This is a genomic window from Rhizobium sp. 01N424, from assembly GCF_056399485.1.
This window is the reverse complement of the sequence record NZ_JBFTRK010000011.1, coordinates 91,739-112,944: the sequence shown is the minus strand read 5'-3', so window position 1 is coordinate 112,944 and position 21,206 is coordinate 91,739. Positions and strand designations below refer to the sequence as shown.

21 protein-coding genes are annotated in these 21,206 nt (G+C 57.9%); 8 read left to right on the top strand and 13 right to left on the bottom strand.

The genetic code is table 11. The annotated features are described in order from the left end of the window. Positions 1–209 precede the first annotated feature (209 nt). The 5 genes from AC1DNK_RS23980 to AC1DNK_RS23960 all read right to left on the bottom strand — a co-directional run bounded on the left by AC1DNK_RS23980 (position 210) and on the right by AC1DNK_RS23960 (position 5,172). Positions 210–824: a DJ-1/PfpI family protein gene (locus AC1DNK_RS23980; RefSeq protein ID WP_112517597.1), complete on the bottom strand. Its 615-nt coding sequence runs from the start codon at positions 822–824 to the stop codon at positions 210–212. 61 nt (positions 825–885) lie between these two features. Beyond that, positions 886–1,836: a substrate-binding domain-containing protein gene (locus AC1DNK_RS23975; protein WP_477943676.1), complete on the bottom strand. Its 951-nt coding sequence runs from the start codon at positions 1,834–1,836 to the stop codon at positions 886–888. A gap of 57 nt (positions 1,837–1,893) precedes the next feature. Then, complete coding sequence (locus tag AC1DNK_RS23970) at positions 1,894–2,886, bottom strand: ABC transporter permease (protein ID WP_477943675.1); 993 nt, start codon at positions 2,884–2,886, stop codon at positions 1,894–1,896. Continuing rightward, positions 2,883–4,460, bottom strand: a complete 1,578-nt coding sequence (locus tag AC1DNK_RS23965) for a sugar ABC transporter ATP-binding protein (protein ID WP_477943674.1) — start codon at positions 4,458–4,460, stop codon at positions 2,883–2,885. Before AC1DNK_RS23965 ends, AC1DNK_RS23970 begins: the two co-directional genes overlap by 4 nt. A 10-nt stretch (positions 4,461–4,470) precedes the next feature. Further along, complete coding sequence (locus AC1DNK_RS23960; protein WP_477943673.1) at positions 4,471–5,172, bottom strand: GntR family transcriptional regulator; 702 nt, start codon at positions 5,170–5,172, stop codon at positions 4,471–4,473. Positions 5,173–5,260: 88 nt separating this feature from the next. Here AC1DNK_RS23960 and AC1DNK_RS23955 point away from each other — a divergent pair, with 88 nt between their 5' ends. From AC1DNK_RS23955 to AC1DNK_RS23940, 4 genes are read left to right on the top strand one after another with little or no spacing between them, the layout of a single operon-like run. Continuing rightward, positions 5,261–6,295 carry an Ldh family oxidoreductase gene (locus tag AC1DNK_RS23955; protein ID WP_477943672.1) on the top strand — a complete coding sequence of 345 codons (1,035 nt, stop codon included), beginning with the start codon at positions 5,261–5,263 and terminating at the stop codon, positions 6,293–6,295. Continuing rightward, positions 6,292–7,518, top strand: a complete 1,227-nt coding sequence (locus AC1DNK_RS23950; RefSeq protein WP_477943671.1) for an iron-containing alcohol dehydrogenase — start codon at positions 6,292–6,294, stop codon at positions 7,516–7,518. The genes AC1DNK_RS23955 and AC1DNK_RS23950 overlap by 4 nt, the downstream gene beginning before the upstream one ends. A 17-nt stretch (positions 7,519–7,535) precedes the next feature. Continuing rightward, on the top strand, positions 7,536–9,023 hold the full coding sequence (locus tag AC1DNK_RS23945) for an NAD-dependent succinate-semialdehyde dehydrogenase (protein ID WP_477943670.1): 1,488 nt from the start codon (positions 7,536–7,538) through the stop codon (positions 9,021–9,023). Between the two features lie 16 nt (positions 9,024–9,039). Then, a complete protein-coding gene (locus AC1DNK_RS23940) occupies positions 9,040–9,876 on the top strand; it encodes an alpha/beta hydrolase (RefSeq protein WP_477943753.1) in 837 nt (278 codons plus the stop codon). A gap of 142 nt (positions 9,877–10,018) precedes the next feature. Here AC1DNK_RS23940 and AC1DNK_RS23935 read toward each other — a convergent pair whose 3' ends face one another. The 6 genes from AC1DNK_RS23935 to AC1DNK_RS23910 all read right to left on the bottom strand — a co-directional run bounded on the left by AC1DNK_RS23935 (position 10,019) and on the right by AC1DNK_RS23910 (position 14,312). Next, positions 10,019–10,573, bottom strand: a complete 555-nt coding sequence (locus tag AC1DNK_RS23935; RefSeq protein ID WP_477943669.1) for an MBL fold metallo-hydrolase — start codon at positions 10,571–10,573, stop codon at positions 10,019–10,021. Positions 10,574–10,857: 284 nt separating this feature from the next. Next, a complete protein-coding gene (locus tag AC1DNK_RS23930; RefSeq protein WP_477943668.1) occupies positions 10,858–11,226 on the bottom strand; it encodes a DUF1330 domain-containing protein in 369 nt (122 codons plus the stop codon). Between the two features lie 46 nt (positions 11,227–11,272). Further along, positions 11,273–11,962, bottom strand: coding sequence for a helix-turn-helix transcriptional regulator (locus tag AC1DNK_RS23925; protein ID WP_477943667.1), 690 nt, complete (start codon positions 11,960–11,962; stop codon positions 11,273–11,275). A 597-nt stretch (positions 11,963–12,559) separates the two neighbouring features. Further along, positions 12,560–12,778, bottom strand: coding sequence for a hypothetical protein (locus AC1DNK_RS23920; protein ID WP_477943666.1), 219 nt, complete (start codon positions 12,776–12,778; stop codon positions 12,560–12,562). A 706-nt stretch (positions 12,779–13,484) separates the two neighbouring features. Then, positions 13,485–14,009, bottom strand: a complete 525-nt coding sequence (locus tag AC1DNK_RS23915) for a GNAT family N-acetyltransferase (protein WP_477943665.1) — start codon at positions 14,007–14,009, stop codon at positions 13,485–13,487. Between the two features lie 3 nt (positions 14,010–14,012). Next, positions 14,013–14,312 carry a type II toxin-antitoxin system TacA family antitoxin gene (locus tag AC1DNK_RS23910; protein ID WP_477943664.1) on the bottom strand — a complete coding sequence of 100 codons (300 nt, stop codon included), beginning with the start codon at positions 14,310–14,312 and terminating at the stop codon, positions 14,013–14,015. A gap of 521 nt (positions 14,313–14,833) precedes the next feature. Here AC1DNK_RS23910 and AC1DNK_RS23905 point away from each other — a divergent pair. Together AC1DNK_RS23905 and AC1DNK_RS23900 are read left to right on the top strand one after the other, a co-directional pair. Further along, on the top strand, positions 14,834–15,016 hold the full coding sequence (locus AC1DNK_RS23905) for a hypothetical protein (RefSeq protein ID WP_477943663.1): 183 nt from the start codon (positions 14,834–14,836) through the stop codon (positions 15,014–15,016). A 658-nt stretch (positions 15,017–15,674) separates the two neighbouring features. Continuing rightward, entirely contained in the window at positions 15,675–18,548 is a 2,874-nt protein-coding gene (locus tag AC1DNK_RS23900; protein ID WP_477943662.1) for a DEAD/DEAH box helicase, read from the top strand. 155 nt (positions 18,549–18,703) lie between these two features. Here the strand turns inward: AC1DNK_RS23900 and AC1DNK_RS23895 are convergent, their stop codons facing one another. After that, a complete protein-coding gene (locus AC1DNK_RS23895) occupies positions 18,704–19,471 on the bottom strand; it encodes an SDR family NAD(P)-dependent oxidoreductase (RefSeq protein WP_477943661.1) in 768 nt (255 codons plus the stop codon). A 211-nt stretch (positions 19,472–19,682) separates the two neighbouring features. Between AC1DNK_RS23895 and AC1DNK_RS23890 the strand changes: the two genes are divergently transcribed. Together AC1DNK_RS23890 and AC1DNK_RS23885 are read left to right on the top strand one after the other, a co-directional pair. After that, the gene (locus tag AC1DNK_RS23890; RefSeq protein ID WP_477943660.1) at positions 19,683–19,904 is read left to right on the top strand and encodes a hypothetical protein; all 222 of its coding nucleotides are present in this window, start codon (positions 19,683–19,685) and stop codon (positions 19,902–19,904) included. Between the two features lie 403 nt (positions 19,905–20,307). Next, positions 20,308–20,532, top strand: coding sequence for a hypothetical protein (locus AC1DNK_RS23885; protein WP_477943659.1), 225 nt, complete (start codon positions 20,308–20,310; stop codon positions 20,530–20,532). Between the two features lie 40 nt (positions 20,533–20,572). Here the strand turns inward: AC1DNK_RS23885 and AC1DNK_RS23880 are convergent, their stop codons facing one another. Then, the gene (locus AC1DNK_RS23880; RefSeq protein WP_477943752.1) at positions 20,573–20,881 is read right to left on the bottom strand and encodes a hypothetical protein; all 309 of its coding nucleotides are present in this window, start codon (positions 20,879–20,881) and stop codon (positions 20,573–20,575) included. Positions 20,882–21,206 lie beyond the last annotated feature (325 nt).

Below are 21,206 nucleotides of genomic sequence, written 5' to 3'. Positions count from 1 at the left end.
CGATAAACTAACGCAGGGCATCAATAATCGCTTCCAGTCGATAGGGGGCGACATGTCTCGAGCTGTAAGCGCTACGCCGTGCAGATTCGGGCTGCCATTCCGGTTTTAAACATCGTTGGTACTCTTTGGCGACGGCTCCAGCCGTAGGCAAGAACTCCCTGTCCGCCCGCAGGCGGACAGGGGTTCGAGTATTTTGTGCAAGGTTTGGTTTAAGCAGCCCGAGCCACATCATCCCGGTGATGGATCTCGGTGCCAAGCACCTTCAAGCACTCGCGGATGAAAGCGGCAAGCGCTGTCCAGCCTTTTGCGGAGACCATTGTACCATCGACATACGCCTCGGTCGGCGAGAGATCGACATACGTTCCACCCGCCAAGGTAACCTCCGGTTCACAGGCGCCCAGTGCACCAACTTTCTTACCCCGCACCACACCATCGACGGCCACGAGGATCTGCACGCCGTGGCAGATTGTGAAGATCGGCTTCTGCTTCTCGTGGAAATGGCGAACCATTGCCTGAACGCGCTTGTCGGTACGGATGTATTCCGGACCACGACCACCGGCAGCGTAGACAGCGTGATACTGATCAAGCTGCGCCTCGGCCTCGGAGAAGGTCTTGTTGATCGTAAAAAAGTGTCCGAGCTTTTCGGTATAGGTCTGATCGCCCTCGAAGTCGTGCAGAGAGGTCTTGATCAGATCGCCGGCCTTCTTGTCAGGGCAGACGACGTGCACCGTGTGGCCAACGGCTTCCATTGCCTGCTGGTAAACGAAAATTTCGTATTCCTCTGTGAACTCGCCCGTCAGCATCAGTATCTTCTTGCCTGGCATGATTTTACTCCTCTTGCTCATGCGATGGGGCGGCGCTCGCCGCCCCGGTTGACGTGGATAATCAGAAGGGAGAATCCGGGAAGTAGTATTCCTTGGCGTTCTCCTGGGTAATCAGCGGTGCGTCCAGCTTGACCGTCCCACGAACCGGCGCTTGGCCGACCAGGTTTGCGACCGTCATGTATATTGCGGTCTTGATCATCGCAGGCGGGTACGGTGTTTCGACAGGGGTCATCACATCACCGTCGATGACCTTCTTGACGATGTCTTTCATGCCATTGCCGCCAAGTGCTAGCTTGATGTCCTTGCGCCCGGATTCCTTGACCGCTTCGAGAACACCGAGCAGCATATCGTCGTCGTTTGCCCATACAGCGTCGATCTGCGGATACTTCGCAAGGTAATCCTGCATGAGTTTAAACGCTTCGTCACTGTTCCAGTTGGCGTACTGGATGTCGAGGACCTTCAAGTCCGTACCTTTAATGGCATCCTGAAAGCCTTGAATGCGCTCGTCGTCGATCACGGTCGGGATACCGCGCAGCACGACGAGATTGCCCTTGCCGCCGAGCTTGTCGATCATGAATTTTGCCGTATTGCGGCCGACAGCAATGTTATCTCCTGCCAGGTACAAGTCCTGTATCGTCGGGTCGTTGAGTCCGCGGTCGACAACGGTAATGAACGTGCCAGCGTCCTTGACTGCCTTGACCGGAGTGGTCAGCTCCTCGGATGTGTAGGGTAGAATGACTAGTGCGTCGAGCTTACGGCCCGCCGAGAGATCCTCAAGTGCGCTCACCTGAGCGGTGGCTGACGGCGAGGTTTTGACGACGACTTCGACATTCGGAAATGCCGCGTTGATTTCCTTCGCGGCCGCCTGCGCATGGTAGACGATCCCTGCCGTCCAGCCGTGGTCTGCAGCCGGTATCGACACTGCGACGACTTTCTTGTCGGCGGCAAGCGCGTGCCCTGCGGCGAGCAACGTCGTAACGGCCGCAGCCGCAATCCATTTCTTCGTAGACATTCCATTCCTCCCAGAATTTGGACCTAAGATCGTGAACCCGTGTGGTCCTGACACGGGTTATTTCGAGAACCGTTGAATGAGCATGGCGATGATGATGATGACGCCCTGTACGCCGGCCACCAGGTACTCCGAGACGAAGTCGGACAGCACCATGAGATTGGCGATCAATTCGAGAATGACCGCGCCTGCCACTGTTCCCCAGACGTGTCCCTTGCCACCGCGCAACGCCGTGCCGCCGATCACTACAGCGGTGATGACCTGCAGTTCCCAGAGGACACCCGTTGTCGGCGTCGCCGCACCGAGCCGTGGAACGTAGCAGATGGCAGCAATCGCGACGCACGCACCCTGGATGGCATAGGCGATCGTGCGTGTCTTGATGATGGAGATACCAGAGTAGCGAGCGACGTCTTCGTTGGCTCCCACGGCGGCACATTTTCGGCCGTACTTCATTTTGTAGAGAATGAACGACGCTACCGCCGCAACCGCGATCGATATCAGGATGGGATACGGGATGCCCCCGAACGTGCCGAAATACACTGGGCGATAGGCGTCGCGCAGGCTACGATCGATTGGGATCGTGCCGCCGTCCGACATGTAGGTGATCAGGGCCCTGAATATACCCATCGTGCCGAGCGTTGCAATGAAGGGTTCGATTTTCCCGATCGTGACGATGAGGCCGTTCATCAAGCCGCAGAACAGACCAACGCCGACAGCCACCACCATCCCAGCGGGGATTGCAGACACGCCCCACTCTGGTGCCATCCGATTCATAAACATGATGGTGATCCCGGTGATGAACGCCGCCATCGAGCCGACCGAAAGATCAAGGCCGCCAGAAGAAATAACGAATGTCGCACCTACGGCAATAATGGCTATGAAGGCGCTTCGCGTGATCACATTCGCAAGATTGGTCGCCGACAGGAAATCCTGATTGATTGCGAACCCAATGACCATCAGCGCCGCAAGTGCCAGGAACGGACCGATATCAGCCCATCTGATATTCCACTCCCGGTCCGGCTTAACCGCCGTGGTGCCCGTAATAACCGTCATCTTCTACCTCCCTCGTTGCTTGCCGCAGTATCGCTCGTTGCCAGAAGCGCGACAGTGTGCTCGGTCATAGCCTCCCCGGACACTTCACCTGCGATACGCCCTTCCCTCATCACCACGATGCGATCACAGATGCCGATGAGTTCCTGCATCTCCGACGAGATGACGATGCAAGTCTTCCCCTGTGACACGAGCTGCTGGATGAAGGCATAGATTTGCGCCTTGTTAGCGATATCGATTCCGCGGGTCGGTTCATCGATGACGACCACCGAAGGGTTCGTGAGCAAGACTTTTGCAAGAAGAAGCTTTTGCTGGTTTCCGCCGGACAGCTGGCCAGCATTTACCCCGATGTCCTTCAGGCGAATGTCGTATTGGTTGACCGCCTCTGCAAGGGCTTCCTGTTCGCGGCGACGTCGCATGAGAAGGCCGGGATGGAAACGGCTGAGCGCCGAGAGCGTCAGGTTCGGGGCCAGTCGATCATGGAGAAGAAGCCCCTTGCCCTTGCGGTCCTCGGTCAGGTAGCCGATGCCGGCGTCGAGCGCGGCACGCGGCGAATGAATATCAATTGACTTGCCCAAAAATTCGACCGAGCCAGAGGCTGGACGCAGGCCCATAATTGCTTCGAAGAGCTCCGTTCGACCAGCGCCAATCATTCCGGCGAAGCCGAGGATTTCTGATTTGCGGACGTCAAATGAAACGTCCCTCGCAAATCCCGGGACCGTGAGATTGCGCACCGCCAGGATCGTCCCGGTTAAGGCATGTGGCCGCTTTGGGGGATAGAGGGCTGAGAGATCGCGGCCGACCATCAAACGCGCCATGTCCATTTGGCTGAGCGTCTGCCCGGGGTAGGTTCCTACCATCTTGCCGTCGCGCAGAACCGTGACCTTGTCAGCAAGTCGCTGCACTTCGTCGAGCCTATGGCTGATATAAAGGATGGCAGCGCCTTGCGCCCTCAGGCGCAGGATGATGGCGAGAAGCCGGTCTACTTCCTCTCCGGTGAGAACAGCTGTCGGTTCATCGAAGATGACCAGCTTGTAATCGTCAAGGAGGGCACGGGCGATCTGCACAAGCTGACGGTCCGCGAGCGAAATGTCGCGAACGAGTGCGTTGGGCGACGCGACGCAGCCAAGCTCGGCGAGCTTCTCTGCTGTCAGGCGGCGCATGGTTTTGTCATCGACAACACCATTTCGCATTATCTCCCTGCCGAGAAACACGTTCTCGGCAACCGTCAGCGCATCGGCAAGCAGGATCTCTTGATGAACAAGAACAATACCGGCTTCCTGGGCCTGTTCAGGCTTGGCGAACCTGACTTCGTCATTTCCAATCGATAGCGATCCACCGGTCGGCTCGGCGTATCCTGACAGCAAGCGCATGAAAGTGGATTTTCCTGCGCCGTTTTCGCCGATAATGGCATGGATTTCGCCAGGAAGAATATCCAACGTGATATCGTACAAGACCGTGACCGGGCCGTACTGCTTCGACAGAGCCGACGCGCGCAGAACCGGATGCCGGACAGCTTCGCCGATCCCTCTCACATCTTCCCTCCCCGGTCTCTCGATGCTGACGACGTTCGACATTCGGCTCTCCTCAGTCGAATGCCGGCAGGAGCCGGTCGCGAGAATGCTCCAGATGCTCGCGCATCGCGCGCTCCGCTGCAAACGCGTCACCCGCCTCCAGTGCACCAAGGAGTGCCTCGTGTTCGTCCAGCGCTTCCTCGGTCACCCGCGAATGGAACATCAAACGAAAGATGTGGAAATGGGTGTGCTGATGATTGAGGGTCTCGCGAATGAGCTCGTTGCCGGCGATCTCCAAGATCTTGTCGTGGAACGTTGCGTCTTGCCGAGCGAAGGTCGAGTAGCGCAGACGTTCATCACCGCCTTCACGACGGCCCATGAGGCCAGCTGCCGCCCGTAGCGATGCGAGCTTGCCCTCATCCATGGCAATGGCCGCCCTAGCCGCACTATCGGGCTCAAGAAGCAGTCGGAGCTGATAAAGTTCATCGAAACGGCGTCGGGTGATTTGCGGCGCGGCACTGAAGCCGATGAGATGGGTCTTGATGACGAGACCCTCGCCCTCCAGTCGTCCTAGCGCTTCGCGAATAGGCGTCTGCGAGACATTGAGCTCTTTAACGAGGTTATCGACCGTAATCCTGGCCCCGGGTGCAATTTTTAACGACATCAACTGCGCGAAAATCGCTTCATAGACGCTCCCTGCAAGACTGTTTGCGCGCTGGATAAATCCACTCGTATCGAACGCTTCGGGTGCGGCAGTCTGATTTCTTTGATGCATGTTTTTGCCTCTTGACATGACCAACCGCTACCACGATGCTCCACTATATGCAATCCCATATCCTATAGGATTTTAAATTGGAGCTGACGTGAAGGTTGATCCGGAGAAAGCTTTAGATCTTGCTGGGCACCTCCTGGTCGAGCGCGGTGCACCCTCGAAATGCGCTGATCTTCAGGCGCGCGTGCTTATCGAGGGCGAGCTCAAAGGTCATCCATCGCACGGGCTGCAACGCCTTCCTCGTATTCTGACCCGCATCGAGCGCGACCTAATCGACCCGGCCACAGAGGGAAATGCGCATTGGCGCTCATCATCATTTTTAGAGGTCGATGGGTTGAAAGGACTTGGCCCAGTCGTCGCTATCTCCGCGCTAGAACGAATTGCAAAGCAAGCTCATAAGACTGGTATCGCCGTTGCTGGCATCCGCAACTCCAACCATCTCGGTATGCTCGCTTATTACGTCGAGCGCTTTGCCGAGAAAGGCTTGATCGGGCTTGCCATGTCCTCCAGCGAGGCCCTCGTGCACCCCCACCGTGGGACGCGGGCTCTCTTGGGAACCAACCCGTTGGCAATTGCAGTACCGACGGCAGGCAGGCCTCTAGTGGTCGACCTCGCAACCGCCATCGTTTCAATGGGCAAGATACACCATCATGCTGCAAACGGTATGCCAATACCTGATGGCTGGGCATGCGATGCCAACGGGAGACCGACAACTAATGCGGCGGCCGCCATGACGGGCTCGATCGCACCCTTTGGCGAAGCCAAGGGCTATGCCCTCGGCATGGCGCTGGAGCTGATGGTGGCGTCGATTGCAAGATCCGCAATCGCGCCAGACGTCCGAGGGACGCTCGACGCTGACGCCATATGCAACAAAGGCGATGTGCTCATTGCCATTGATGTCGGCGAACAACCCGAGTTCCTAGCCTGCTTCAGCGCCTATCTCGACAGCGTACGCAGTTCCCGCCCGTCGGATCCAGGCATGCGCGTGACCGTTCCAGGCGACGGCGCGTCGGCTCGACGCGAAGGTGCACTTTCCGATGGTATCGAGATTTCGGCCAGGCTTTGGGACGAACTGAACGCCCTCTCTCACTCCAGCAAATCGCTTGTCAAAGGACATGGACAATGACCCTTTTCGCCGCTCTACGGCTTCCCCAACAAATTCTGTTTGGCAAAGGGCAACGTCACGCTTTGCCAACCGTCGCAGCTAGGCTTGGACGGCGTGCCTTGATCTGCACCGACGAGCGGCTCGCCGGCACCGGCGTGTTTGCCGAGTTGGTGAAGGCCCTCGAAGCCGCATCCATCGATTTCCTGATCCATGATGGGGTCCAACCGGACGTCCCTGCTGATAGCGTATCGGTCTGCGTCGAATATGCCCGGGATTTTGATCCTGAGATGGTGATCGGCATTGGCGGGGGAAGCTGCCTGGATATGGCAAAGTGCGCCGCCCTATTGCTGACCCACGGCGGTAAACTGAAGGACTACTACGGCGAATACAAAGTTCCAGGCCCGACGATCCCTGTCATTGCTATTCCGACGACGGCAGGTACCGGCTCGGAGGTAACGCCCGTGGCAGTGATCTCGGACGCCGAACGCACTTTGAAGGTCGGGATATCGAGCCCCTACTTGATTGCCACGGCGGCGATCTGCGACCCGGAACTTACGATGACCTGCCCACCGGGTTTAACGGCGGTCGCAGGGGCCGACGCCCTTACCCACGCGATCGAAGCTTTTACCGCCGCTCGCCGCGGGACGGATCACGCACTGGCGCAAAACCACGTCTTTATCGGCAAAAGCGCGCTGACGGACCATTTCGCCCTTTTGGCTATCAAGCTTCTCGGCCGCAGCCTTGAGAAGGCCTGCAAGGATGGCTCCGACGAAGATGCGCGTGCAGAGGTGATGATGGGGGCGCTTGCAGCAGGCTGCGCGTTCGGGACAGCCGGTACCGCCGCAGCTCATGCCATTCAATATCCCGCGGGTGCTCTGACGCATACCGCCCATGGCCTCGGTGTTGCAACCATGATGCCCTACGTCATGACCTACAACCTGTCTGCGTCAGTTTCCGAAATGTGCGAGATCGGATCCGCGCTCGGTCTGGCGACATCCGACCTCGACGAAAAGCAGCTAGCGACTGCCGCAATCGAGGAAATTCGCAGGCTGTTTGCGGCGATCGGTATCACCCGCACGCTCGCCGATCTCGGTCTTGCCCAGGACAAGCTCGACTGGACGGCCGAACAGGCCTTCGGAATTGACCGGCTCATCAAGAACAATCCACGGCCCTTCGACCTCGACGCGATGAAGCGTCTCGTCAAAGCGGCCTATGACGGCGATCTGGCCGCATCCGCTATCTAGCTATCGAGGGAACACCCATGACCATTGCCCAGCAGATCTCTAACTCCAGTCGTCAAGCCCCGGACATCGCAGCCGCCGCTCGCGGGCTCTACATCGACGGAGAATGGCGACAGTCTCGGTCCGGACAACAGATCGATGTCGTCGATCCCTCTACAGGTAGAGTTCTGACATCCGTGCCAGATGCGACGATCGATGATGCACGCAGGAGCATTGATGCCGCCGCGGCAGCGGCACCTGCGTGGCGCGCAACGCCTCCCCGCAGGCGCTCCGAAATTTTGCGCCGCTGTTTCGAACTGATGCTTGAACGCTCGGAGATGCTCGCGTCGTTGATCTCGATGGAGAACGGCAAGGCGTTGCGAGACGCGCGGGGCGAGGTCGCTTACGCTGCCGAATTCTTTCGCTGGAATGCCGAGGAAGCCGTTCGCATCACCGGCGAATTCGGCATTGCACCATCTGGCACCAACCGCATTATCGTCGACTATCAGCCAATTGGCATTTGCCTGCTGATCACGCCGTGGAATTTTCCGGCGGCGATGGCCACCCGCAAAATAGCTCCGGCACTAGCGGCTGGCTGTACGGTAATCTTGAAACCGGCAAGCGAGACGCCGCTGACAGCCTATGCTCTGGCCGCAATATATGAAGAAGCCGGCGTACCGAAGGGCGTCGTCAACGTACTGACGACAACGACCCCTGGCCCGATGACCGAGGTGGTTCTGGCCGACCCGCGAGTCCGGAAGCTTTCCTTCACGGGGTCAACAGGTGTCGGCCGCCAGCTGCTCGCTGAAGCGGCCAAGCATGTCATATCTTGCTCGATGGAGCTTGGTGGCAATGCACCGTTCCTGGTTTTCGATGACGCGGATCTCGATGCGGCGCTCGAGGGCGCGATGATTGCCAAGATGCGCAATGCGGGAGAGGCCTGCACGGCGGCAAACCGCTTCTACGTGCAGTCCGGGATCTACGACCAGTTCGCTGAAGGTCTCACGAAGCGTATGGTTGCGCTCAAAGTCGGGGCGGGCGTTGAGGCTGACACTGAATGCGGCCCGATGATAACCCGAAAGGCGGTAGAAAAGATCAGCCGCCTGGTCGAAGATTCCAAGGCGAAAGGTGCGCGCGTCTTGTGCGGCGGTGATGCGACAACAGGTGATGGGTTCTTTTATCCGCCGACGGTGCTTGCAGACGTTTCTGACGATTCAGAGATGAAGGCAGAGGAAATTTTCGGACCGGTCGCGCCTCTGTACCGGTTCGAAACCGAACACGAGGCCATCGAACGCGCAAACGACACCGAATACGGGCTTGCCGCTTATGTCTACACGCGGGATATCGCGCGTGGGCTACGCGTCTCTTCCGGCATCGAAGCAGGTATGATCGCGCTCAATCGGGGGCTCGTCTCCGATCCGGCCGCGCCCTTTGGCGGGGTGAAGCAGAGCGGTCTTGGGCGCGAAGGCGGCCAGCACCATGGCATTGCTGAATTCATGGAAGCCAAATATATCGCCACGAGTTTCTGATCCTGGAGGAGTGATTTTGGAGACTGACCCATTCCGGATCCGCGACCATGTCGCGGATTTCGATGTCATCGTCGAAGAGATCGTCGCGGCCAGTGCCAAGGCGCGGGAAACGTTACCCATGCTAGCAGACGTCGCCTATGGCGATGGCCCGAGTGAATCGCTGGACATCTTTTTCCCAGAAGGGCCGCGTCAAAATCTTCCGGTTCACATGTTCATCCACGGCGGATACTGGCGCATGTGGTCAAAGCGTGAATACTCCTGCATTGCCAATACAGTCACACGCGCTGGCGCGATCGCGGTGATTGTAGACTACGCGTTGATGCCGGGTGTGAGGATGAAGGTCCTGGTAGATCAGGTCGTTCGTGCCAAGCAATGGATCATTCATCACATAGCAGAGCACGGTGGCGACCCTTCATTGCTCACGATCAGTGGTCATTCTGCAGGAGCGCATCTTTCAACATTCCTTTTTCAAAGCAGCACCACGGGTTCCTCTGTCAATGGCGCCTTGTTGCTGGGCGGCCTCTACGATCTCCTTCCCTTACAGCAGTCCTTTTTAAAGGCCGAGATTGCTCTTACGGATGACGAGGTCGCGGCCTTCACGCCACTAGGCCATTCGTACGATCCCTCTTGCCGCGCGATCTTGGCGGTAGGCGAGAATGAAACAAGGCCGTTCCACGGGCAATTGGAGGCCTTCGCCAATGTGTTGCGGGAACAGGGTGTCCCCGTTTCGATACGGGTCATTCGCAATCGCAACCATATGGATGCTGTGCGAGATCTCGGTGTGGTTGGCACAGAAACAAGCGACAGCCTGTCCGGCCTAATCCGATACGTCGCGCGTGGAGGCAGGCGTTAAGTACCAACCAAAGGGATATGTGCGAACGGAACATGAGTTGGACCAGCGTCGCCTGATGAGGGTCAGGCCGCTTGAGCGTATGCAGCTCGCGCTTGCGAACATGCTGACAACCAACGGGAGTATAACACTTAGGTGGGGTCGATCAGGGAACGGCGACGAGCTTCCAAGCTGCTTCGGAGGCAAAGGTCATGACCGCATCCTTTATTTCGTCGCGATCTCGTCGAGCTCGGGCTTGACCAATTGAACACGGGAGCCATTTTTCGGTCATCGCGCTACGAACATGTATCCTGCGCCGGGGCTCCACGAAACCGACGCCGGAGTAGATCCAGTGGTAGCCGAACATACGGAGCTTCTCGTTCACGGCCTTGTCCAGTAGCGCAGCGCGGCTCGCGAGAGCGATTTTCTGTTCGGTGTGAAGCCGAAATGCCATTTCGGATTGCCAAAGGAGACGATGTCGTTTGGGATGACGTCGCCCCGCTTTCAGCAGGTTGCCGTCGCCGCCCTGTACCAGCGAGATGTGTTCTGGCGTGTGACCTCGCGTGCTTACGACGTTCAAACCTGACACGATTTCGTCGCCTATCTCGACGTGCGTCAGCCAATCCTTCACGGCAAAGAGGTCGCGCTGTGCCCCACGGGCGAAGGCGTAAAGCGGCTCCGGCTGGACGTCTCGTAGTTCGGATCCGTACAGAAAGACCACTTGGCTTCGCTGATTTGATATCGGCGTTTGGAAACGGCAAAGCCCCGTCCGGCAGCGTCGTTTCGCCCGAATGACCCGGGTACGCGTGGGTGAAGATGATCTTCGTAAGGGACGCAGGATCGACACCGAGGAAAGTCAAGTTCGCCGCCAGACGGACGATGAGGATTTTGAACCGAGAACCCACCCCCCGCTTGAACGGGAACCCCACTTCCCCTCCGGTGTGAACGTGCGGAGCAAATGCGGGCTGCTGCGGTACTACGGCGCGGCAGCCGATGGTGGTTTATTCAAAGTCCTTTCGAGATCTGCAAAGGTTGCAGGACGATATCTGCAAGGGCCGACTTTCCTACTCCGAACGCCTTCTGATACTCGGCGTCTTCCACCATTTCTCTGAATGCCGTCCGCCGCGGGTACTGCACTAGCAGCACTGCGTCCCAGCCTTCCACCGGCCCGGTAGTAAGGACATCGAGGCCGTCGCCACGGAACAATATCCGTGCACCAAAGCGGGCTAGAATGGGTTCCGCCATTCTGAGGTATTCCAGATGCCGTTCCCGGCCGCCCTTGGGGACGAACCGTAGAAGGTTCAGCATCACGACAGGGGCGTCGTCTTCTTCAGAGAGGAACTTTTCAAAGACGTCGGGTGAAAACGCGACCATAAGCTATCCTTTCATTCAGAGCGTCCTTGGGGACGCTTCGGAAAGTCTAACCTCTTGCACCGTCAGAAACTGTCAGGAACGAACGCCAGTCCCGATCCTGCTCGCGCCAGCGCCGCATGAGCAGAGACCGTCGTTCCGGATACCGGTCGTCGAGGATCGACGCGGACCGAACACGGTCGACGCGGAAGTGACGGAATGCCGACTTGGCTTCGCACCACGCGGCGAGAACACGCACGTCGTCGAAATACACGATCGTGATCGGCCAGACGACACGTTCAGACATAGCGCCGCCAGCATCCTCGTATGCGATCGCGACCTTTCGCAGGCGACGGATCGCATCACGTATCACTCCCACCTGCGCCGGATCGGATCGCTGCGAGATGGAAGCTGCCGAAACGAGTGCCGGGGCGTGTTCGTCGTGGAGCCGGTCGGTCCGACTTGAGAGTATTTTCGCCAGAGCGCTGTCGCTGCTCTGAGAAAGAGCCGGATCGGCTCTCTGCTGCACCCAGGTCAGCCCAAGGATTAGAGCTTCAACCTCTTCGGCCGAAAATGCAAATTGCGGCAGGAAGAAACCGTCGCGCAGCAGAAACCCGACGCCCGCCTGCCCGTCGAGAGGTGCTCCGAGCAGACGAAGCGTTTCGATATCCCGATAAACGCTCCTTTCGGAGACCCCGAGTTCCTGCGCCAGCTCCAGCGCGGTTACCGGCGTTCGTCGTGTGCGAAGCATGCCCAGCATTTCGAAGAGGCGGCTCGTTCTCGACATTCAGCGAATGGTCCTGTCTTTCGGTCTGAGATATCTAGTGCTTTCGCGGGCGGCGTCCAAGAAGGGACATCTATTGGAAATTCCGCGCCTTCACTTTAAGGGTATCGATGTGACGATCGCGTACGTACATCTCCCTGACCTTGGGCGACGTCGTGTCCCCCATTATCGGTAAGATGTCGTTATTCCGCCGCCGCCCGAGACGCACGAGTCGTACGCCGCGATGGCATCGTGTTCGATACAGGAGATCCTTTAGGAGCTTTTCGATGCCGACCATCGTCGCCATGCGACAGGCAAAACGACCCGGTCGTCAGACGTCGCCTCGTGCAGTTGCTACATCAGGCGTGTCTAGTTACTAGCCGCAACGCACCTCGTGTTCTTTTTGGCTGCTCCGCAACATAGAAATCATCGTCGACGAAGCGATGGACGACATCGTGGCGATCGGCCTTTCGTGCGAGGCCGTCAAAGCACACGACGCGTTGCTCGAATGGAGCAAGGGACCGGATTCCGCAGTCTGGTTTGGCATGTCGTGGGCCGACGGGGTTCGCCCAGCGTGGCCTGGGCCGCCTGCCCCTAAGGCAGCGCGCCGGGCCATTCGTTCGAAGGTTCCTCGGCCTCCGCACCCGGCCTGTCTTCGGCCGGGTCTGGATCGCGGTCGTATGCCTTCTGTAGGCTTCCGATTTCATCGACGATCGCGTCATAGACGTCGTACTGCTTGGCACCCTTCACGACTAGAGAGTCGACCAAGTCTTCGAGCTGGTCACGTAGACCGTCTCTCCAGTCGCCGCTCATTTGCAATCCTCGGGCTGCAGTCGAACGCCCGCGCAAGGCATCCCCCATTTCGGGTAGCAAGAGGAACTTCTAGATCGGCTCGCCGCACTCGTCCGGTTCCGGATCCGGAAGCGGTTCTTCGCCCGGAATTCGATCGAGGTCCGGCGGACTATCGAGCGGGGGCACTTTCGGTGGCGGCGCGATTGATGGCTCAAACACCAAGGGCGCTCTGCAAACGCAGGCCGGCAAAAGCGATGCTACTTCCCAAGGTGTAGCTTGCGGCGAGAACAATCAGTAAATCTCGTTTGATCAAGAACGAGGCCGGATTTTCCGGCCTTTTTCTTTACCTAAATAAATGGTCCACAGTGATCGGGCGGTGGGGCTGCACTAACAGTTCACTAACAGTGCTAGGCTCAAACTGCACTAGACGACCAGACCGGCGAATGTTCAATCTCTACGAGCACACAGGCAGCGGCCGAAGCCGAAATGCTGCATTTCAACGAGATGTACCGGCTCGAGAATTGCCCAGTGCCATGCCGTCTATCGAGGCGATGCTGGCATAGCGAGCCGGAATCGAAATATACCCGCTAAATTCGCAGGGTTCGCGTCTCGGAGAGCTTTCCGGTATTCAGGATATTTTGAAACGAGAACGTCGTCTTCGTGATCCATTGTCGAATTCGTTCTCTCTGGCTTTTTGCCCAGTTGCTTGAACTGTGAAGATTTCAGGTTAGTCGCCTTGCTCTTGCTGCCATGCTTCCGCCAGCGATGCGGCGATCGCAGCGATCGAGCGAAACAGGACGAGCGGGTCGTCCTTCGAGGGCGCGAAACCGCGGCGCTGCCAGAACTGAGCCGCTTCGTGATCGACGGCGTTGACCATAAACGCCCGCCCGCCGGTCAGAGCAGCGGCCTGGACACATCGCTCAAGGGCATGTTTCGCTAGACCTGTACCGATGCCTCTTCCCGCCCATTCCGTGTCCGTGGCAAGCTGGCCGAGAAGAAGACAGGGAACCGGATCGGGCGGCTGCCCGGTGCGGATCGAGCGCGGCAGGATCGCGGGAACGACAGCGGTCGGCCCCAAGCCGTAATACCCGACGACGCGCCAGGCCTCGTGAACGACGAGAACCGCCGTGAAACCTTTCTCCTGATTGGAAAGCGCGCGTGTCTTCAGCCAATGATCGAGCGTCGGCTTGCCGCAGGAAAATTCGTGAACATTATGCGCCGCCGTAAGCGGTTCTGGAGCCGATAATGCCACGACTTATTGCTTCGGCTTGTAACCGGCTTCCCACGGAGCGGGCCGCTTGGCCAGTTCCACCATCTCGGGAACAGGAGCGGCCGGTAGGGACAAGACACCCATGAAATCAGCGAAGCCTTCCGGGCTCATGCGGATGAGCCCCTGCTCCATAACGACTTCTTCTGCGGCGCGCACAGCGGCCTCCCGCACGAAATCGGTTCGTGAGCGGCCGCGCAGGCTTGCCGCACGATCGATCATTGCGACGTCTGCTTCAGGCAAGCGCATTGAGATCGGGTACTCCTTGCGTTCGACAGTGGCGGCCATGACTTATCTCCTTTACGCGGAAAATAGCGACTTGTAGCGCCAAATGCAATACGACACTATCAATCTCGTTCACGACCTGCCTTGCCATTGTGGAATTGGCGCGGGAGGATGGTCACCGAGGAGTTTATATGCGCCACGGATCGGTTTCACGGAGTTTTCGTAGGTCATTTCACTATGCCAGCACACGATATGCTCCGCTGGACTGCTCCTTGACGCGCGCATCCGCCCCGACCATCCACGCCTGCTCACCTTTGAATTCAGTTGTTTATCATGGTTTTAGCGTGAATTCTGCGGGGCATGAGCTAACAAGCAACCTTGTCAGGTGGGGGTATCGGAAAGCGAAGAGCTGCTAGCAGCGATGCTTCTGGACGCGCCAGAACTGACACTTATCCCGCGCGGCAATCCAGATCCCCCGTCTCATGCAACTCGCCCGGTTGCTCGGCACGCAGATGGCTCGTCAGAATTTCGCGGCGCAGATGAACGTGCGGGGTTTGGACGGCTCCTGAAGACCGGAGACCCAATTGAAAGTCGCCATTTACGCCCGCAATTCCTTCGACAATCAACGCGATACTTCCATGCCGACCAGCTTCGCATGTGCCGGCTTCACGCCGAGAAGCAAGGTTCTTCTGCATCCTGCAATGGCGCAGCAATATCGTAAGCGAGTTAAGCAACTCTACGAAACGCTGCAGGACGATTCCGAGTAGAAGCGTATTGAAGCGACAAATGCAATCCGTTCGCTTGTCGAGTAACATCCTGACGCTGTCGGTAAAAACGCGAAAGGCCGCCGAAGGGGCGGGCAAGTCGCAAGCAAAGATGGTTGCGGCGGGCAGGATTTGAACCTGCGGCCTTCAGGTTATGAGCAAAGAGATCCGCTCTAATGGAACACCCTGATCGAGAAGCCGTTTCTCCAAGCTGGTAAAGTCGCCAGCGAGAGAATGGCAGGTTCCTGTGAGCGTCGTTGAGTCCAGAGATGAAGATGCCTCCCCACTCCCTGCTCCGGCCGATCGCACCCAAGTCTACAACCCTCCCCCGGGTGTCGTAGCGACTAGGCTCGCTGTAGCTTTACAAAGCTTCGAACTCCCCCTGTGCTATGTGGCACTAAGCGAAGGTGCGGCTGCCAGAATTGCTGAGGCAGTCAGAGCGCTGGTTCCTGAGATCGAGGTGATCGTTTTTCCGCCTTGGGACTGCCTGCCTTATGATCGGGTGCCACCATCGGCACATTGTATGGGCCTGCGAATGGATGCCCTACGGATCTGGAGCACGCGGAGCGGCGGGCCGCGGCTGTTTTTGACCTCGTTGGACGCAACCCTCCAACGAATTCCGCCAGCGACCGTCATCTCGAAAAGCCATATCGAGCTTGTAGTGGGAAAGCCGTTCGATCGTGATGCGTTTTCCGACTTCATTCAGCGGGCCAACTATCAGGAAGAAGGTGTCGCGGACGACCCCGGCGAGCTGGCGGTTAGAGAAGGCGTGATCGACATCTACCCTGCCGGCGCGCCCGGTCCAATGCGGATCGTCCTGTCGGAGGATGAGAAGGTCGAGGAACTCAGAGGTTTTGACCGGTTAACGCAGCGGACAGAGAGCTATCTCGACCAAGTGACGTTCGGTCCGGCATCCGAAGCCATTTATTATGACGGCTTTACAGAAGACCATGCTCCGGCTCTTGAGACGATGGAACAACTGCTGCTGCGCCTCTATCAAGACATGCCGACAGTGTTTGACGTACTCTGCGATGCCACTTTCATTCTGGCTCCCGGCGCAACCGAACGTGTGGAACGCCACTTCGAGATTATCGAAGATGCTCGCCAGTCCCGCAAGGCATTCGACGATAAGGAGTACCCCTCCTCCCGTTCTTTCTATCTGGATAGAGATGAGTGGAAACGGCTCTCCAGCAACGTTTTCACAAACGTGCTTGATCTCGGAAAGGGACATAAGCTTCCAAAAGACATATCACGCGCAGACCAGCGCAAAGCCTTGGTCGAATTTGCGCAAGGTCATCTGCACAACGGGTTGAAGGTTTTGATTGCTGGGCAAGGCAAAACGGCCGAAGCGATCGGTCGGCGCTTGGCAAAATCAGCCGGGAAAGTGCCAAGGTCGGTCGACACATGGGCGGCGGTCTTGGAGGCAGAGCCTGGCACCCTTTTAAGCTTGGCCTGCGATTTAGAGCAAGGGTTTGTCGACGTCGGACAGAATGTCGTCGTCATTGCCGCAACCGATAGACCGGGCAGGTTTGCGAATTCGAGAGCCGTTCTGGCGGCAGCAGAGCTTCGAATAGGCGACGTTGTCGTTCACGAAGACCATGGCATCGGCGTCCTGAAAAATTTGGAAAACATCACCGTGGACGACGTCTCTCGGGACGCCGCTCGCCTGGAATATCGCGATGGCGGTTCTCTTCTTGTGCCGATGGAGGAGTTTGGAAAATTATGGCGTTACGGCGCCGAGCCCGAAGCAATTACGCTCGACCGACTCCGCACGGACGTCTGGCAGAAGCGACGCGACGAAATCCAGGCAGACATTCAGTCTACCGCGCGTCATTTTATGAAGGTTGCAAAACAGAGGCAGGCTTCGCAAGCAGAAAGATTCGACCCACCGCGTCTCGAATTTTCTGCTTTCGCCCGTCGTTTTCCATTTTCCGAAACTCCTGATCAGGCCGAAGCCATCCAAGCGGTCCTCTCCGATCTTGGCTCCGGGCAAGCCATGAACCGTCTCGTTTGCGGAGATGTCGGCTTCGGCAAGACCGAAGTCGCGTTACGCGCAGCAGCAACGGTCGCGCTTTGCGGTGGACAGGTGGCTCTCATTGCACCGACCACAGTGCTCGCTCGACAACACTTTGCCACCTTCAAACATCGTTTCGCGGGGACCGGCATCGCAGTCGGCATGCTGTCTCGACTGCTCAAGCCAAGTGAGGCGAAAAAGACGAAGGATGCACTTGCCGACGGCGAGATCCGCATCATCATCGCGACCCAGGCGATCCTCTCGAAAAAGGTTCGCTTCGCACGTCTTTCCCTGGTGATCGTGGACGAGGAGCACCGGTTTGGCCTGAAAGAAAAGCGGGCGATGAACAGCCTCGCACCATCTCTTCACACTCTGTCCATGTCGGCCACGCCGATCCCGCGGACATTGCAATTGGCGATGGTGGGCGTTCAAGAAGTCAGCCTGCTGACCACGCCACCATCTAGGCGCAGGCCCGTCCGCACGTCAATTGCGCCGTTCGACCCGGCGTCCTTGCGGACAGGCCTGATGAGGGAGTACCGGCGCCGCGGCCAGAGCTTTGTCGTAGTGCCGCGTATCGAGGACATAGAAAAAGTCGAAATACTGTTGCAGAAGATCGTTCCGGGACTTTCGGTCAAGGTCGCGCACGGCAAGATGCCGGCAGCGGCTATGGATGAAGCAATAGTCGGTTTTGCGCAAGGCGATGGCGACGTCCTTCTCGCCACAAACATCATTGAAAATGGCCTCGATGTCCCGCGCGCCAACACGATGTTTATCTGGCAAGCCGATCGGTTCGGCCTAGCTCAGCTCCATCAGTTGCGCGGACGTGTCGGGCGCGGAGCGGTCCAGGGCATCGTTACTCTTTTTACACAACAGGATGGTGAGCTGGCTGAGGAAACTCGCTTACGGCTTTCGACCTTGGTCGAAAACGACCGATTGGGCGCTGGGGTCGCAATCAGCCTCCGCGATCTCGATCTTCGCGGCGGCGGCGATATCGCTGGCGAAGATCAGGCGGGCCATATGAAAGCGATCGGTATAGAGCTCTATCAAAAGCTGCTTGCAGACGCCGTCGCAAGATTTCGCTGGCAGCCGTCAGGCGTGCAACAGCGCGCGATCGTCAACCTAGGAAACGTCGGGACAATCCCGTCGGACTATGTGTCGGATCCAGCAGTCAGACTTAACCTCTACGCCAAACTGCTGCGGGCATCCGCGGTCAGTGAATTGAACGATCTCGCAGACGAATTCGAAGATAGGTTTGGCCAACCGCCGCACGACGTACTGCTTCTCTTGAGGACGGCAAGACTGCAGCTTATCGCGGGACGGTTGGGTGTTGCCAAGCTTGAGGCCGGGCCAAAAGCGCTTGCAATGACCTTGACAGAGAAGACGTCGGCGAAGCTTGTGGCCGCGTCGACGAAAGCCGGGGCGGTTCGGCGACAGGAGCGGCTGATATTCGACGCCTCAAGCCTGGCCGGCGAGGACCCCTCCCATTTCTTCGACCGGGTTCTATCGGCAGTAACAGGATAGGGGTTGCAAGAAACATCGAAACAGAAAGGCTCAGAAGAGCGGACCGCTCTTGACGGGAGGCGAACCGGCCGCCCCGCTATCAAGCTACTTTTGCGCGCGCGGTGGAGGCCATTCGTCTTCGCCTCTAAGCAAATATCGTGCGTAGTCAGCGCTCGTCAGCCAAGACTGACACCAGTGATCTCGGCAAGCCTCATTATCAGGCGATCTTGATAACCGACGTCGCCAACGGCGGCCGAGGGCGGTTGCAGTTGGCGATGGTACCAATATTGACCGCTCACCTTGGCCCTTGCGTCGTCGCTGACGGACAGCCATACCTGCGTGCGATGGCCGTCCTCGAGATCGCCAGGCGCGCCTGCTCCGCCCATCTTCGTCGGAACCCAGCCTGGATCAACCGCGCTGCTGACGACGCCAGGCTGATATCTCGCGACTGCTGCAGCGAGGGTTGCAACATGAAGCTTGCTCTCGGAGTAAGCCGTGACTGGGCTCCATGCGCGCCTCTTCCAATCGATATCGTCCAGCGAGGTCCCGGCGTTTCTGTGCATGCCGCTGCTAAGGTAGATCAGCCGCGTAGGGCGGCCGATCAGTGCTGTCAGGATGTACGGCGCAAGTACGTTGACTGCGAGCATCGTCGGGTGGCCTTCGGAAGTCGGATTGCGGCTCGCTTGGTGATAGACGCCCGCATTGTGAATCACCGCATCAGCACCGCCGATAGCATTGACCTGATCGGCGATTGAACGGGTCTGGCCAGCGCTCGAAAGGTCACCAATGACGATGTCCGCCAAGTTTCCAGTTATTGCGGCCAATACGGCCGCGCGTTCTTTCGAGCGGGCATGCAGGATTACGCGGTGCCCGGCGTCCATCAAGGTTTCAGCTGCGGCACGCCCTAGCCCATCAGTGGATCCGGTGACAAAAATGCAACTCATACGGTTTCCATGTTTACGTCATCCCAGTCGGCCAATCGGGTGTCTGAAGCCATTGGACAGCGCTTTCGAGTTGCGATGTCAAGCAGTCGTGGCATCCCAGCCAGAAGCACAACGGCAAAGCAGCAATATGCGCCTGGGGATGATGCTAAGCGAGGGATACTCATTTTTGAAAATCCTGATATGATCCGGGGCAGTTGTGGGAGTAGGTGGTATGAAGAGTCTAGTACCTGAGGCTTTCTATTGGGCTCGTTCCGACAGGCACACCGATGGCAAGACGACCATCGTTCAAGTGTCCTCGGTCTTCGGCGGGGATCCGGATTATTGGACCATCGCAGTTCCGGGTTCCGACCAACATTGCATGATAAGCGACTTTGAGATCATCGCGCTTGTCGAACCGTTGGACGGTTATCCACTTCAACATGCGGCCGAATAGCTCCCCTTTTGAAGGGCGGAGAAAAGGCACACAACTTCAACTCCGGTATCAGGATTGAAGTGCTCAACATTACGTCGCCGGACGAGGTTCCGTCTAATTTCTGACCGTAATTGTCCGCTCCAGTGCTGCCCCCCCGAGCATAGCCTCCTTGGTTGGACATGACAAACTCGACGAAATCTTGTCAATGTCTTGGAACCGCGGGCCCCGCGAAGCTTCAGAAGTATGCATAATGACTGTAAAATCCGCGCGCGCTCCGTGCAGGTTGACATCGAACTTCGCCGGCGGATCAGGGAAGGCGCAAGCTCATCGGAGTGTCTAAGAACACTCTTGAAGCACAGCTGGGGATCACATCCACACATTCAAAAATTTGAGAAGGCCAAAATTGCGTTAGGTCAAGTCGCGTATGGGCAATCGCGCAGATTTTGAGAACGTCGCCCTGCCCTTTTCGGACAATGCGGCGGCCAGGATGCCGCCATCGTTTGAAGTCAATGCCATCGAACAGGCGGACGGGTGTCCTGACCGGCTGAACCTGAAAAGGGTTCTCGCGAAAATCCGCGATGAAACGGCCCATGGATCGATCATCGCGCTCGTGACGGCGCTCTCAGAAGGCCAAGTGTCTGAGTGTTGAGCGCCGCTAGAATTTTTCAGATGTCGCGATACAGCGTTTGCTATTTGCCGAGCCAGTGGTACTCGGCGATCGAGGCTTTACCGGTCTTCTTGTCGTAAAGGCAGATGAGACTGACGTTCACCTTCGACTTGCCCTTGGCTGTCTGCCCTCGCATGAGCAGAGCAATCTTGCCAGCTGCATCATCGAAGACTACAGGGGCAGATGCCTCTGGTGTGTTCAGGCCCGACTGACCAATACATGTCCCGTTTACCTTGGCAAAAAGCGCGTTCCAGGCCGCATCGCTGGACGCATATGCTGCCTGTGATAGGCAAAGCGCGAAGCCTGCCGCGGCAAGCGTTAGTTTAATCATAGAAGGTCCTTTCTGCGAATTTGACTCAGGTGTTTCCGATGCTTCGTCGCTGGTCAACGAGGCCAAACCAAGGCGGTCCCCGGACCGTCAGCGGTCGGGATGTCAGTTCGAAACTCTGTGATGCATCTGCGGCTGTTGGCGAGCCCTAACCAACGGGTCCGAGCTGAGGAGATCGGTGCGTCTGCAGGCCGGGTGTGATCCTCAATCGATCGGATCCTGCGCACGGATCAATTTTCTGGTCTCTCCACCCGAGGCACTTTCAGGGTTCTGACCGTTTCTGCTGCACTCAACAACGCTGTGGACCACCCAGGCAAACGAGAATAAT

Excerpts from the sequence above, each read along its gene's own strand:
- AC1DNK_RS23980 (WP_112517597.1), bottom strand. The coding sequence starts at position 824 with ATGCCAGGCAAGAAGATACTGATGCTGACGGGCGAGTTCACAGAGGAA.
- AC1DNK_RS23975 (WP_477943676.1), bottom strand. The coding sequence starts at position 1,836 with ATGTCTACGAAGAAATGGATTGCGGCTGCGGCCGTTACGACGTTGCTC.
- AC1DNK_RS23970 (WP_477943675.1), bottom strand. The coding sequence starts at position 2,886 with ATGACGGTTATTACGGGCACCACGGCGGTTAAGCCGGACCGGGAGTGG.
- AC1DNK_RS23965 (WP_477943674.1), bottom strand. The coding sequence starts at position 4,460 with ATGTCGAACGTCGTCAGCATCGAGAGACCGGGGAGGGAAGATGTGAGA.
- AC1DNK_RS23960 (WP_477943673.1), bottom strand. The coding sequence starts at position 5,172 with ATGCATCAAAGAAATCAGACTGCCGCACCCGAAGCGTTCGATACGAGT.
- AC1DNK_RS23950 (WP_477943671.1), top strand. The coding sequence starts at position 6,292 with ATGACCCTTTTCGCCGCTCTACGGCTTCCCCAACAAATTCTGTTTGGC.
- AC1DNK_RS23945 (WP_477943670.1), top strand. The coding sequence starts at position 7,536 with ATGACCATTGCCCAGCAGATCTCTAACTCCAGTCGTCAAGCCCCGGAC.
- AC1DNK_RS23930 (WP_477943668.1), bottom strand. The coding sequence starts at position 11,226 with ATGGTCGCGTTTTCACCCGACGTCTTTGAAAAGTTCCTCTCTGAAGAA.
- AC1DNK_RS23925 (WP_477943667.1), bottom strand. The coding sequence starts at position 11,962 with ATGCTGGGCATGCTTCGCACACGACGAACGCCGGTAACCGCGCTGGAG.
- AC1DNK_RS23920 (WP_477943666.1), bottom strand. The coding sequence starts at position 12,778 with ATGAGCGGCGACTGGAGAGACGGTCTACGTGACCAGCTCGAAGACTTG.
- AC1DNK_RS23910 (WP_477943664.1), bottom strand. The coding sequence starts at position 14,312 with ATGGCCGCCACTGTCGAACGCAAGGAGTACCCGATCTCAATGCGCTTG.
- AC1DNK_RS23895 (WP_477943661.1), bottom strand. The coding sequence starts at position 19,471 with ATGAGTTGCATTTTTGTCACCGGATCCACTGATGGGCTAGGGCGTGCC.
- AC1DNK_RS23890 (WP_477943660.1), top strand. The coding sequence starts at position 19,683 with ATGAAGAGTCTAGTACCTGAGGCTTTCTATTGGGCTCGTTCCGACAGG.
- AC1DNK_RS23885 (WP_477943659.1), top strand. The coding sequence starts at position 20,308 with ATGGGCAATCGCGCAGATTTTGAGAACGTCGCCCTGCCCTTTTCGGAC.
- AC1DNK_RS23880 (WP_477943752.1), bottom strand. The coding sequence starts at position 20,881 with ATGATTAAACTAACGCTTGCCGCGGCAGGCTTCGCGCTTTGCCTATCA.